A 13,056-nucleotide genomic window follows, 5' to 3' on the forward strand; every position below is an offset into this window, starting at 1 on the left:
GCATGGCGAACGGACGGGTCAGGCTGGATTACGCATGAGCGGAAGACGCACGGTCGACAGCGCGCGCGGCGCTGCGCTTCGCGAGCCAGCTATGCACGACGCCAAACACGACTGGTACGAAGATCAGCGTCGACAGCGTGCCGGCGGCGAGGCCGCCGATCACCGCGCGGCCGAGCGGCGCGTTCTGCTCGCCGCCGTCGCCGAGACCCAGCGCCATCGGCAGCATACCGATCAGCATCGCGAGCGCGGTCATCAGCACCGGGCGAAAGCGGCTGAAGCCCGCATCGAGCGCGGCCTCCATCGGCGGCATGCCCGCGGCAAGCTTTTCGCGCGCGGTGTTGATCACGAGAATGCTGTTCGCGGTCGCAATGCCAATACACAGAATCGTCCCGGTCAGCGCGGGCACGCTCAGCGTCGTATGGGTGGCGAACAGCATCCACGAGATGCCGGCAAGCGACGCCGGGTAGCCGGTCACGATAATCAGCGGGTCAATCCACGACTGAAAATTCACGACCATCAGCAGATAGACCAGCATGATCGCGAACACGAGTCCGAACCCGAGCCCGTTGAACGATTCATTCATCGACTGCACCTGGCCGCGCACGACGATCGACGAGCCCGGCGGCAACTGCGCACGCGCCTCGTCGACCAGCTTCGACACGTCCGATGCGACGCCGCCCAGATCGCGGCCTTGCGCGGATGCAAAGATGTCGAGCACCGGCTGAACGTTGTAGTGCGACACGACCGCCTGCTGCGTGACGCGCGTCATCGTGCCGAGCGTGCCGAGCAGGTTCTGCGGGTTCACCTTCGGCGAAATTGTCGTGATCGGGATATTCGCGAGCGTCTGCAGCGAATGGATGTCGTATTGCGGCACTTCGGCCATCAGCGGGTAGCTGACGCCGTTCTTCGGGTCGAGCCAGAAATTCGGTGAAGTCTGCGAGCTGCCGGACAGCGCGATCAGCAGGTTCTGCGCGACGTCGCGCTGCGTGAGGCCGGCCTGGATCGCCTTCGTGCGGTCAACGTCGACGTTGATCGCCGGTTCGTCGCCGGGCTGCTGGATGCGTGCGTCGACGAGGCCGCGCACGCCGCGCAGCTTCGTCAGCAGATTGTTCGCAACCACGCGGTTCGCATCGAGCTTGTTGCCGACGATCTGCACGTCGATCGGCGCGGGCAGACCGAAGTTCAGAATCTGGCTGACGATGTCGGCCGGCAGAAACGCAAACGTGACACCGGGAAACGACGCGTTCAGCACGTTGCGCAGCTTCGCCACGTATTGGGCCGTCGGCTTGTGATCGGGCTTCAGCGAGATCAGGATATCCGCGTCTTCCGAGCCGATCGGGTCCGACGAGTCGTAAGTCAGGTTGATGCCGCTGACCGGCACGCCGATGTTGTCGAGTATCGAGCCCTGCTCCGACGCCGGAATCACGGTGCGGATCTTCGCTTCGACTTCGTCGGTAATGCGCGCGGTTTCTTCGATGCGGGTGCCGGTCGGTGCACGCAGGTGCAGCCGGATATCGCCGGTATCGACGGCCGGAAAAAAGTCACGGCCGATAAACGGCACCAGCACCAGCGAACCGACGCACACCAGCACAAACAGCGGAATGAAGCGGCGCCGCTGCTCGATCGCACGTTCGAGCGCACCGCGATAGACCATGCGCACTGCCTCGAAGCGCCGCTCGAAGCCCGCCTGGAAACGCGAGAACACCGCGAAGCGGCCTTGCGGCGCGCCCTCCTGTTTCTTCCGTGCGCGCATCAGGTACATCGCAAGCGTCGGAATCAGCGTGCGCGAGAAAAAGTACGACGCGCACATCGCGAACACCACCGCTTCCGCGAGCGGCACGAACAGGTAGCGCGCGACGCCCGACAGCAGAAACATCGGCACGAATACGATGCAGATCGACAGTGTCGAGACAAAGGTCGGCACCGCGATTTCGCCGGAGCCGTTCAGGATCGCATCGTGCAGGTCCGCGCCGTTCTCAAGGTGATGTGTGATGTTCTCGATCGCAACCGTTGCGTCGTCCACCAGAATGCCGACCGCGAGCGCGAGGCCGCCCAGCGTCATGATGTTGATCGTTTCGCCGAGCGCCGACAGCGCGATCAGCGAAGTCAGCACCGCCAGCGGAATCGTGACCGCGATAATCAGCGTTGCGCGCCAGCTGCCGAGAAACAGCAGGATCATCGCGGCGGTCAGGCACGCGGCGATCGCCGCCTCGCGCACCACGCCGTCCACTGCCGATTTGACGAACACCGACTGATCCGACAACGGCGTGATTTTCAGCGAACTCGGTAAACCGGCGGCGATCTTCGGTAATCTGTCCTTCACCTGCTGGATGATCGTCAGCGTCGATGCGCTGCCGGTCTTTTCGACTTCCAGTAGCGCCGCGCGCTTGCCGTCGCTGCGCACGATGTTCGTTTGCGGCGCATAGCCGTCGATCACATGCGCGACGTCGCGCACATACACCACACCGCCGTTCACCGTCTTGATCGGCAGGTTGTTCAGTTCCGCGATCGTATTGGTGCTGCCGTTCAGCTCGACGTTGTACTCGCGCGTGCCGATCTTCGCGGTGCCGCCGGGCAGAATCAGGTTCTGCGCATTCACCGCGTTGACCACATCGAGCGGCGCGAGACCCTTCGCCTGCAACGCGGCCGGATCGAGTTCGACCATTACCTGGCGAACCTTGCCGCCGAACGGCAGCGGCACGGCCGCGCCCTGCACCGTCGCGAGCTGCGTGCGGATAAAGCTGTTGCCGAGGTCGTACAGCTCCTGCTCGGGCAGCGTGTCGCTCGACAGACCCAATTCGAGCACCGGCACGGTCGACGCGTTGTACGTGATGATGTTCGGCGGCAGCGTGCCGGGCGGTAATAAACGCAGCAGCGACTCGGAGTTCGACGACGCCTGCGCGACCGCGCGATTGATGTCGGCACCCGGATGGAAGAACACCTTCACCACCGCGACGCCGTTCAGCGATTGCGATTCGATGTGTTCGATGTCGTCGACGTCCGTCGTCAGCGCGCGTTCGTAGATCGACGTGATGCGCTGCGCCATGTCCTGCGCGGACAGACCGTTGAACGACCACACGATGCTGACCACCGGCACGTTGATATTCGGGAAGATGTCGGTCGGCGTGCGCATGATCGCGAGCGGACCCATGATGAACAGCAGCACAGCCAGCACGATGAACGTGTACGGGCGCTTGAGCGCGAGCTTGACGATCCACATGGCTGGGCTTCCTCGACATTGAACGGTGTGCCGGCGCCTTCGCCGCCCGCTGCGGCCACGAAGGCTCTCGTGATGGGATGTAGTGTGCACAGCGAGCCATTACCCGATACCGACGCATTGATTACGGCTCTGTTATCTACGCGTGGCGGCCGAAATGACAGATTCGTCATCTGCTCGTCAGGATCGGGTCAACGTGCGATTTCAACAATGACCGTGTTGTCAACCATCAGAAGGAACACGTCATGAAATCGCTGATTCACGTTGTCGTTGCTGCATGCGCGCTTAGTGCCGCCACCCTCGCTTTCGCGCAGGCGTCGAACGGTCCGGTCACGCGCGCCGAAGTACGCGCGGATCTCGTGCAGGTCGAGCAGGCCGGTTATCAGCCGGCCGGCAATCAAACGGAGTTTCCGCAGAACGTTCAGGCGGCGGACGCGCAGGTCGCCGCGCAACAGAATTCAACCACCGCAGCGGTGGGTGGCATCGCGGCAACGGGTTCGTCCGCATGGGGCAGGCGTGCGCTGCCCGTGTCGATCGCGTCGGGAAATGAAGAGGCTTCGGTCTATCAGCATCACTGAAGCGACGAGTGCCGTGAAGCAACGCATTACATCGCGTCGCGTCGTGTCGAAGGCGGGGCGCTGCGCGATATGCGTTACGTCGCGCGACGCAACGCGCCGCCGCGCAAGCGGCGTTCAGTCAATTCGCACTTTTGAGCGCGTCGTATTGATCTTTTGTGATGCCGCGGCCTTTATAGAGGAAGGCGGCCAGCTTCCATATCGTATCGTCGGATTGCGTTTTGCCGAATGACGGCATCGCGGTCATGTTCACGCCGTGCTTGATCACCCAGAACATCAGCGGTGGGTTGTTGCGGCGGGTCGCCGCGAGCAGCTGCGGCGCGGAGGGCTGAATGCCCTGACCGACCGGGCTCAGCGTCCGGTCGGGCGCGCCGTGGCACAGCGCGCATGTCGAATCGTACATACGCGCGCCCGCGCGAATATTATCGAGCGACATCAGGTCGGCCGGCGGCGAATCCTTGCCGCCGTAGCGATGCAACGACGCTTCGTAGGTCCGATGCAATGCCCACGCGATAATCGGGTTGTCCTTCGAAGCCGCCGATACGTTGTAGATACCGGAGTAGATAAACGCGAAGCCCGCCGCGACAGACAGCACGAGCAACACAACCACCGTCGCGACGACGGTGCCGATTCGGGAATGAGTGGACATGCTTGTGGGACCCTTTGTACGTGACCGGTTTATCGGAAGGTGCGGCAACGACGGCTGCAACCGGATGCCTGCCGGCATGGTCGTTACTGAGCAGGTCTGGGCGCTGCCTGTGAGGCCGATAGTAAGGCGCGCCAGTTTTCCGCCAACCGTCACGCAGATTACCGTTTTGTTATCTTCGGGTGAAACGGGTCCGCCCTCTTTCGGCACGCGACGCAGGATTGTCAATGTGCACGCGCATCGGCGCGTTCGGTGCACGATCGGTGGCAAGCTCGTTGAGAACGGTGCCGTGCTCAGCCGCGCGGCTCCCCCCGCGACGGTCGATTGAAGCGCTGCTCGACCATCGTCTTGCCCCAATGCGTGCCTTCGGCTTCGTGAGTCAGCATGAAGCCCTCGGATTCGTAAAGATGCCGCGCCGCGTCGAGCCCTTTGAACGTCCACAGAAACGTCTCGTTGAAACGCGCATCGACGAAATCCAGCGCTCTCGTCAACAGCTGGCGGCCGATGCCCGTGCCGCGCAATGCATCGTCGACGATAAACCAGCGCAAATGGGCCTTGCCGGTGGTCTCATCGCCGTCGATCGCGATCGACGCGAGAATCCGGTCATCGTCAACGTAACACCACAGTTCCTTTCCGCTGGCGGGCAGTTTGTCCGCGAATTCGGCCAGTTCGGTGGCGACACGCCGCTCGAAAAAAGAGCCCAGGCCCGACTCGCGTACGTAGTAGCGTCCGTGCAGGCCCGCGATATCGCCGATGCATCCGGGCCGATAGCCGGTTTCGATCTGACGGCGCGGGACGAGCGCGGCCGCGGTTCCCGCGGTCTTGCCGGCATCGTTGTCGAGCGCGAGCGCATCCGCATAGAGCGCGAGCGATCGCACCAGCGCCTGCTGGTCCTCCGGCACCAGCCGGCGCAACGCATTCGACACCTGGTCTGTCGCAAACCGGTCGATTCTTCTGCGCAGCTTTTGCCCTTCTTCGGTCAGGAAGAGTTGCGAAGAACGCGCGTCGTCGCTGGCGGTCTCGCGGTAGACGAGGCCGGCTGCCTCGAGTTTCGCCAGTTGCCGGCTGGTGTTCGATTTGTCGAGCCGCAGCAGATTGGCGAGGTCGCGCGCCGGTAGGCCCGGGGCAACTCCGATTTCAAGAATAGCGTGACAGGCGGACGGCGCGAGCTCGCTATTGGCCAGCGTCGAGCGCATGAAGCCGAGTTCGCGCACCAGCTTGCGCGAAAACTCGCGCAGTTCGAGGATCGTGCGATCGCGCGGCTGTGCCGGCTGTTCAACGTAGTCCATCTCTTCGTCTCCCATATCGTTATTGGTTGCGATGTGCAACCAATATAATTGCGGATCGCAACTTGTTCAAGGTGTTTTTCGTGCCGTCCGATGTTTCGAAACAGTCGCAGACAGGGCGCTGCTAAACCCGATTCGCCTGCACACAAGCTTTTGTACGCGATCAACCTGGCCTGCCTGTTCTGGCGCTTATACGATCGTCACCTGATGCCGCGCTAGCGTCCGCGTTGAACGTCGAGCGCGGCGACTTCATTCGAGCCGAAGCGACGCCGCAGCATGCAGGCGTCACCGCAATTCCTCCGAAGAGAAAGCTTCGCGCGCAAGTTGTGTGCATGCGCCACGACAGTGCGTCGACGCACAGTGCGGCGCTGCGCGGATGCGGTGCGTGGACGCACCGTCTCGCGCACTGTAACGGCGGCGATGTTTTCAGATTCCGGTACGTCCGCACTTCGGCGTGGTCTGCGTCGCGCCACAGCAAGATGGTCTGATCGATTCAATTCCGCCGTCCACCTTCGGACGAATCTCGACAACTGGCGCGTAACGCGCGGAGCGAGCGTGTTTCTACCGATGGGTGCCCGGCGCGCTGCTCTCGATCGGCGACCCGCATGCGTCTCAAGGTGACTCCGAATTGTGCGGCACCGCGATCGAATGTTCACTGACAGGTGATTTCCAGCTGGTGCTTCACAAAAAGGAGACGCTTGGCAAGCAGGTGTTTGCGGACCTCACCTACCCGCTGGTCGAAACGGTCGACGAATGGGTTCTTCACGGGTTCAGTTATCCAAATTATCTGGCGGAGTTCGGCACCAGTGCACAAAGCGCCGTTTACGAGAATTCCACCCTTGATCTCGCCATGCGCGACGCGTTCATCAAGACACGGCGATTCCTGATGACCATCAAGGGCTTTTCCGAAGATGAGGCGATCTCGCTGATCTCCGTCGCCGTTGACTTTGGCGTGACGCAGGTGGTGGATGGCAACTGGGGAGTGCACGCGATCATCCGGAAAGCGCTCTTCAAGACGTGAATTGGCAGGTTACGAGCTTCAGTGCGCGTGCGGACAAGAGTTTGTTCGCTGCCAGCCCGATATCGTTATTTTGACTTCCCTACCATGGTCCTCACGTGAACACAGGCGCACGCGCCATTCGACAGGACTGACTGGACCATGGATTCTCCCGCACATCGTGCGATGCCCGGCCATGGGCGCTTTCAATATTCGCCGATCAACGATCGCCCTGCTTATCGCTGGCCTGACGGTTCCCGGCTCGCGGTCTATATCGGCTTTAACATCGAGCATTTTGCGTTTGGCGAAGGACTGGGCCCGACGATCGGCCCGGTGATGCCCGAACCCGATGTGCTCAATCACGCGTGGCGTGAGTATGCACTGCGCGTCGGCGCCTGGCGCTGTCTCGATCTCTTCGATGAACTCGAGCTACCGACCGCCGCGATCATCAACACCGCACTCTACGATCACTGCCCTGAGCTGGTCGCCGCCTTCGCTCAACGTGGCGATGAACTCGTCGCACACGGCCATACCAATTCGGAACGGCAAGGAACGCTGTCCGAACACGACGAACGCGCGCTGATCGTTGCATGTCGCGAGCGCATCGCGATGGAGAGCGCGCAACAGCCGGCTGGCTGGCTATCGCCATGGCTCTCGGAAAGTCTTGTCACCAGCGATCTGGTCGCGGAAGCGGGTTACCAGTACACACTCAACTGGTGTCACGACGATCAGCCCACGCGCCTGCGCACGCGCAACGGGCAGCCGCTGTGGGCGATTCCGTACCCGGAGGAAGTCAACGATATCCCGATGATTCTCGCGCGTCAGATGGACGCAAGGTCGTTCGCCGATCTGGTGATCGATCACTTCGAGGAAATGCTGCGGCAATCTAGCCGACAGCCACTGGTAATGGGCATCGCGCTGCATGCGTATCTGATGGGGCAGCCGCATCGCCTGTGCCACTTGCGCAGGGCGCTCGAGCATATTGCCCGTGCGCGCAACGAAGGCCGGATCTGCATCACGACGCCGGGCTCGATTGCAAGCCACATGGATTTCCTCGGCCGTTAGATCGATTCCTTTTCAATCGCGCGACGGTTTGCTTCTTCTTTCATTTCTCTCACCCTAAACAGGATTCGCCATGATCATGTCAAAGGCAATCAAGCTGCTGTTCTGCGCAGTCATCGGACTGCTCCTCGCTCAAGGCGCGTCAGCACAAACGTGCGAACCGTCCAAGGTGGCCCAGAAATATCCATCGCTCGCGGGCAAGACCATCAAGATCGGCGTCGACCCCGAGTCGCCACCCTACGCGTTTCGTGACAGCAAGGATTTCAACAAGATCATCGGTGCGGATGCCGACATGGCGCGCGCTGTGTTCGACTGCGCCGGCGTGAAAACGGAGTTCTTCACGGCCGGATGGCCAGGCCTGCTGCCAGCGCTGCGCGCCGGACAGATCGATGTGATGTGGGACTTGCTGTATTACACACCGGAACGCGCAAAGGAGACGAGCTTCGTCACCTACATGCAGGCAGGCACCGGTGGTCTGGTGGCAGCGGGCAACCCGAAGAAGATCGACGACATCTCCAGGCTATGTGGCCTCACGGTCACGGCCGGCATCGGCACCGTCGAGCTGACGATGGCACAAGCGCAGGCCGCCAAATGCAAAGCGGAGAACAAACCTGATGTGACGATCATGACGTCGGCCGATATTGCATCGGGCGCGCGCCTCGTCGCAAGCCACCGCGCCGACGTCATGATGTACGACCTGGCGCTCGTCGATGGTCTCGCGAAGCAGAATCCACAGCTCTACACACGCGGGTTCATGGTGACAAGCGGCATGAAGATCGGTGTGGGAGTGAAGAAGGGCAACGCCGATATGATTGCCGCCGTATCCGATGGACTCAAGATCATGCAGGCGAATCAGACGCAGAAAAAGACCTTCCAGAAGTACGGCGTCGATCCGTCGCTGGAAATGCCGACCACACTGCTTACTCAATAACGTCGCCTGCGCGGCACACGACGTCGCTTTCCGGCGACGTCATGGATCAGGTTCGTCAATGAAGGCATTACGTATTCGACACAAGGTCATCAGCATTGCTGGGGTGCTTGCGATGCTTGCAGTGCGGCCAGCAATGGCAGCCGGTCTCGATGGCGCCCAGGTGTTCGACGGTTTCAAGGAACTGGCGGGTTATGTCGGCTCGCCTTTTCTGCTCGGCGGCGCATGGATTGCGGTGAAGATCACGCTGATAGCAATGTCGATCGGGTTGGTGCTCGGCCTCGGACTCGCGCTGATGCGCTTGTCGCGGTTCAAGGCCCTGAACTCGGCAGCGTGGGGTTATATCTGGTTCGTGCGTGGGACACCGCAATTGCTGCAACTCGTGTTTATCTTCGACGCGCTGCCGCTAATCGGTCTGCGCTTCGATGAATTCACGACTGCGGTAATCGGCTTTGCATTGAACGAGGCGGCGTTCAGTGCCGAACTGTTCCGCGCCGGAATTTTGTCGGTGAACCGTTCGCAATCGACCGCGGCCGCCGCGCTCGGCATGGGACCGTTTCTGACGCTACGCCGCATTATCCTGCCGCAATCGATGCGCGCGGTGATCCCGGGTCTCGCCAACGACACCATCGGCATGTTGAAGCTGACGTCGATCGCGTCGGTGATCTTCGTCAATGAGCTGACGTTCCGCTCCCAACAGGTGGTCGGGCAAAATTTCAAGTTCTTTACCGTGTTCGGCGCGGCAGCGGTGATCTATCTGTTCCTGACGAGCGGAATCTCGCTGGTTCAGGTGTGGCTCGAAGGCATCTTCGATCACGAGCGCGACCGCAAGCTCGCGTTCACGTGGTTTGGACTGCGCGCATCGACGCGTGAGCTGAAACCCGTCGATGCGCCACCTGATTTACCGGGCGCCGTCAAAGAGCCGGAGGCGAACGATCACGCATGGATCAGTACACTGCTGCCCGCCGAAAGTCGCACGCAACGGCATCCCGATGAACCGTTTGTCGCGTGCAGGAACGTCTGGAAATCGTACGGCAAACGCGAGATCTTGCGCGGTGTCGACCTGTCGATCGCGCATGGCGAAGTCGTGGTCATTCTCGGTCCGAGCGGCTCCGGTAAAAGTACGCTGCTCAAGTTGATCAACCATCTTGAACCGCTCGACTGGGGAACCATCAAGGTCGATTCGCAGTATGTCGGCTATCGCGAGGTACCCGGCGGCGGCGGCACGGTGCGGCCCGTGCACAACCTCGCGCGTGCCCGAGCCGAAGCGCGTGTGGGCATGGTGTTCCAGCATTTCAACCTGTTCAGCCATTTGAGTGCGCTTGACAACATCGTCGAAGCGCAGCGGCAGGTTTATGACGTGCCGCGTGCCGAAGCCGAAGCGCTTGGGCGCGAGCTGTTGAAGAGCGTGGGCCTCGCCGCACACGCGGACTTCCTGCCCCATCGGCTGTCCGGCGGACAGCAGCAACGCGTGGCGATTGCCCGTGCACTCGCGATCAAGCCCAAGTTGATGCTGTTCGACGAACCTACTTCCGCGCTCGATCCGGAACTGGTTGGCGAAGTGCTGGGTGTGATGCGCGGGCTGGCCGACGCCGGCATGACGATGGTCGTGGTCACGCACGAAATCCGCTTTGCCCGCGATGTCGCCGACCGTGTCGTATTCATGGATGGCGGCGAAGTCATCGAGCAAGGAACGCCACAGCAGGTCATCGATAACCCGACTCACGAGCGTACCCAAAAATTCCTTAACGTCGTCGCCACCTAGATATGAGGTACAAATGACGGACTTCGAAACGTTCAATCTCGGCCGTGTCGCGCTCCAATCCGGCGCAACGCTGCCTGACATGCAGCTTGGCTACAAGACGTATGGCCGGCTGAATGCGGCGCGCGACAACGCGATTGTCTATCCGACCTTCTATAGCGGCACCCACGCCGACAACGAGTGGCTGATTGGCGAGCACATGGGTCTCGATCCGCGGGAATACTTCATCATTGTGCCGAATATGTTTGGCAACGGTGTATCGAGCTCCCCCAGCAACAACCCGCCACCCTATGATCGTGGCCGCTTTCCGCAAGTGACGCTCTACGACAACGTCGTCATGCAGCACCGTCTTGTGACCGAAAAGTTCGGCATCGAGTCGCTCAGGCTGGTCACCGGCTGGTCGATGGGCGCGATGCAGACGTACCACTGGGCCGCGATGTATCCGCACATGGTGGAGCGCATTCTGCCGTTCTGCGGGTCGGCACGGTGCTCACGGCACAACTTCGTGTTTATCGAAGGGCTTAAAGCCCCTCTGCTGCTGGACCCTGATTTCAACGGCGGTTTCTACGATGCAGCGCCAACGCGTGGCATGCGCGCGGCTGCCCGCGTATTCGCCGGTTGGGGCTTTTCACAGGCATTCCTGCGTCAACGGCTAGACATCGAGGCAATGGGATACGGGTCCCTCGAGGACTTTATTATTCAGTTCTGGGAAGGCGATTTCCTGAAGAAGGACGCGAACAATATTCTGTCGATGATGTGGAGCTGGCAGCACGGCGATATATCCGCGAATTCGCTTTATAACGGCGATTTCGATCTGGCGTTGCGCAGTATCACGGCCAAAGCTATTGTGATGCCGGGACGAACGGATCTGTATTTCCCGCCGGAAGATAGCGAGTATGAAGTTTCGAAGATGCCCAATGCACAGTTGCGGCCTATCGAGTCGGTCTGGGGGCATTTCGCAGGCGGCCCTGCGGCCAATGCTGCGGATGTCAGGTTCATCGATCAGGCAGTGAGGGAAATTCTGGCGATGTAGTGTATGCGGCGCCGCGTGCGCTCGCGCGGCACGCAAAAAAGCGCGGCATCCAGCCGCTTAAAGACGGCCCGATACCGCGCGCTTTGAAACCGCCGCGAAGATGGAGCGGGAAAGAAACAGAGCGGTCAGTCGGGCATGCCCTGCCCGCGCGTCTCCGGCAAAAACCACGGCAGCACGATGCCGAGCACATACACGGAGCCAAGCGCCAAAGCCGCTTGCGGCACGCCACCGAACGATTTGATCATGCTGCCCGCGATAATCGGAAACACCCACGCGATCAGCCGCGCCGCATTGAACACAAAGCTGATCGCAGTCGAACGCACGGTGCTCGTAAACAGTTCGCACGGGTAGATGGCCATCCATACATACGCGCAGCCCAGCGTGAAGAACCCGTTGATCGGCGCGATCACCATCATCGCCTCGACGCTCGACGTGAACCTGTAGGTGATTACCGTCGTCACTAGCGCGCCGACAAACGACAACGACAAAAACGGCTTGCGGCCGATCGCATCGACAATAAATCCGGACACCATATACGCGACGATCGCGCCGACCGTGTACGAGATCGACACCTTCGAGCCCCACGACAGCGGATCGGCAATGCTTTCCGCTTTCGCAATCGCGATGGTGAAGGTCGGCAGCCAGCTCGATATCGCCCACCAGCCGACTGTGGTGACAATCGACAGCACGAGCAGAATCACAGTGCGCCGCGCCGCTTCACGTTCGGTGAAAAGTTGCGCGAGCGTGAATGGACGCTTGCCGTCCTGCGCCGCCGCGCCGGCGCCCGCCGCTTGCTCCGACGTGGCATTCCAGCGCTTCTCGCGCACCGCACGCTGCCATTTCTCCGATTCATTCACATTGCGCCGGATATACAGCACAAACAGCGCGGGGACCGCGCCCAGCACGAACATCAATCGCCAGGTTTCGGCGCCAAGCGGATGCAGCGTCGACATCGCGTACCAGATCACCGCGGCGATCAGCGTGCCCCAGCCGAAGCCCGATTGCAGAAAGCCCGCGCCTTTCGCGCGCGCCTGTTCGGGCCAGGTCTCGGATAGCAGCGCAATGCCGGTGCTCCATTCGCTGCCCATTGCGAGGCCCGTCAGAAAGCGGAGTGCGCACAAGGTCCAGACCGTATCGGAGAACGCGGTGAAACCGGAGAACAGCGCATACAGCAGCACCGACCACAGCATCATCCGTTTGCGCCCAACGTAGTCGGCCAGAATGCCGCCTACCAGTCCGCCGATTCCCCAGCCGAGCAACGTGATGCCGATCACGACGCCGGCATAGACGGTTGTCGATGCGGCCTGCGCCGGGGTCAGCAACGAATGCAGCATCGGCCCGAGCACGACGACGAGTACGAGCGCTTCGTAGCCGTCGAAGATCCAGCCGAGAAAGCTCGCGCGCAGCACGCGCCAGTGCATCGCCGTCAGTCCTTCGTACCAGCGGCCTCGCGCGCGGACTGCAACCTGCCCTTGTTCCATCTATCTGTCTCCTGTTGTTGCGGTTCGATCGAAGTATGCGTGTCGACGCCGCGTACTCCGGTCTCATGC

The 13,056-nt window shown here is 61.3% G+C and carries 9 protein-coding genes and 1 pseudogene; 6 read left to right on the forward strand and 4 right to left on the reverse strand.

All coding sequences use genetic code 11. The annotated features are described in order from the left end of the window. Window positions 1-28: 28 nt before the first annotated feature. Window positions 29-3,220 carry an efflux RND transporter permease subunit gene (locus BX592_RS11355; protein ID WP_134191870.1) on the reverse strand — a complete coding sequence of 1,064 codons (3,192 nt, stop codon included), beginning with the start codon at window positions 3,218-3,220 and terminating at the stop codon, window positions 29-31. 242 nt (window positions 3,221-3,462) lie between these two features. Here BX592_RS11355 and BX592_RS11360 point away from each other — a divergent pair, with 242 nt between their 5' ends. Continuing rightward, window positions 3,463-3,795, forward strand: coding sequence for a DUF4148 domain-containing protein (locus BX592_RS11360; RefSeq protein WP_134191871.1), 333 nt, complete (start codon window positions 3,463-3,465; stop codon window positions 3,793-3,795). 118 nt (window positions 3,796-3,913) lie between these two features. Here the strand turns inward: BX592_RS11360 and BX592_RS11365 are convergent, their stop codons facing one another. Both BX592_RS11365 and BX592_RS11370 read right to left on the reverse strand, forming a co-directional pair. Further along, window positions 3,914-4,441: a c-type cytochrome gene (locus BX592_RS11365; RefSeq protein WP_134191872.1), complete on the reverse strand. Its 528-nt coding sequence runs from the start codon at window positions 4,439-4,441 to the stop codon at window positions 3,914-3,916. 290 nt (window positions 4,442-4,731) lie between these two features. Then, window positions 4,732-5,727, reverse strand: coding sequence for a helix-turn-helix domain-containing GNAT family N-acetyltransferase (locus BX592_RS11370; protein ID WP_134191873.1), 996 nt, complete (start codon window positions 5,725-5,727; stop codon window positions 4,732-4,734). A gap of 424 nt (window positions 5,728-6,151) precedes the next feature. Here BX592_RS11370 and BX592_RS11375 point away from each other — a divergent pair. The 5 genes and pseudogenes from BX592_RS11375 to BX592_RS11395 all read left to right on the forward strand — a co-directional run. Next, a pseudogene (locus BX592_RS11375) lies at window positions 6,152-6,745 on the forward strand (acetamidase/formamidase family protein); the annotation flags it as partial. A gap of 138 nt (window positions 6,746-6,883) precedes the next feature. Continuing rightward, window positions 6,884-7,786: a polysaccharide deacetylase family protein gene (locus BX592_RS11380; RefSeq protein ID WP_134191874.1), complete on the forward strand. Its 903-nt coding sequence runs from the start codon at window positions 6,884-6,886 to the stop codon at window positions 7,784-7,786. 70 nt (window positions 7,787-7,856) lie between these two features. Continuing rightward, on the forward strand, window positions 7,857-8,714 hold the full coding sequence (locus tag BX592_RS11385; protein WP_134191875.1) for an ABC transporter substrate-binding protein: 858 nt from the start codon (window positions 7,857-7,859) through the stop codon (window positions 8,712-8,714). Window positions 8,715-8,772: 58 nt separating this feature from the next. Further along, entirely contained in the window at window positions 8,773-10,476 is a 1,704-nt protein-coding gene (locus tag BX592_RS34845) for an amino acid ABC transporter permease/ATP-binding protein (protein WP_134191876.1), read from the forward strand. A gap of 13 nt (window positions 10,477-10,489) precedes the next feature. After that, on the forward strand, window positions 10,490-11,506 hold the full coding sequence (locus BX592_RS11395; protein ID WP_134191877.1) for an alpha/beta fold hydrolase: 1,017 nt from the start codon (window positions 10,490-10,492) through the stop codon (window positions 11,504-11,506). A 125-nt stretch (window positions 11,507-11,631) separates the two neighbouring features. On the opposite strand, the gene BX592_RS11400 is transcribed toward BX592_RS11395, so the two are convergent. Then, complete coding sequence (locus BX592_RS11400) at window positions 11,632-12,987, reverse strand: MFS transporter (protein WP_134191878.1); 1,356 nt, start codon at window positions 12,985-12,987, stop codon at window positions 11,632-11,634. Window positions 12,988-13,056 lie beyond the last annotated feature (69 nt).

Source organism: Paraburkholderia rhizosphaerae (genome assembly GCF_004366595.1).
Lineage (GTDB): Bacteria > Pseudomonadota > Gammaproteobacteria > Burkholderiales > Burkholderiaceae > Paraburkholderia > Paraburkholderia rhizosphaerae.

What these genes read in the sequence shown, in the direction of transcription:
- BX592_RS11355 (WP_134191870.1), bottom strand. Translation starts at nt 3,220, where the DNA reads ATGTGGATCGTCAAGCTCGCGCTCAAGCGCCCGTACACGTTCATCGTG.
- BX592_RS11360 (WP_134191871.1), top strand. Translation starts at nt 3,463, where the DNA reads ATGAAATCGCTGATTCACGTTGTCGTTGCTGCATGCGCGCTTAGTGCC.
- BX592_RS11365 (WP_134191872.1), bottom strand. Translation starts at nt 4,441, where the DNA reads ATGTCCACTCATTCCCGAATCGGCACCGTCGTCGCGACGGTGGTTGTG.
- BX592_RS11370 (WP_134191873.1), bottom strand. Translation starts at nt 5,727, where the DNA reads ATGGACTACGTTGAACAGCCGGCACAGCCGCGCGATCGCACGATCCTC.
- BX592_RS11380 (WP_134191874.1), top strand. Translation starts at nt 6,884, where the DNA reads ATGGATTCTCCCGCACATCGTGCGATGCCCGGCCATGGGCGCTTTCAA.
- BX592_RS11385 (WP_134191875.1), top strand. Translation starts at nt 7,857, where the DNA reads ATGATCATGTCAAAGGCAATCAAGCTGCTGTTCTGCGCAGTCATCGGA.
- BX592_RS34845 (WP_134191876.1), top strand. Translation starts at nt 8,773, where the DNA reads ATGAAGGCATTACGTATTCGACACAAGGTCATCAGCATTGCTGGGGTG.
- BX592_RS11395 (WP_134191877.1), top strand. Translation starts at nt 10,490, where the DNA reads ATGACGGACTTCGAAACGTTCAATCTCGGCCGTGTCGCGCTCCAATCC.
- BX592_RS11400 (WP_134191878.1), bottom strand. Translation starts at nt 12,987, where the DNA reads ATGGAACAAGGGCAGGTTGCAGTCCGCGCGCGAGGCCGCTGGTACGAA.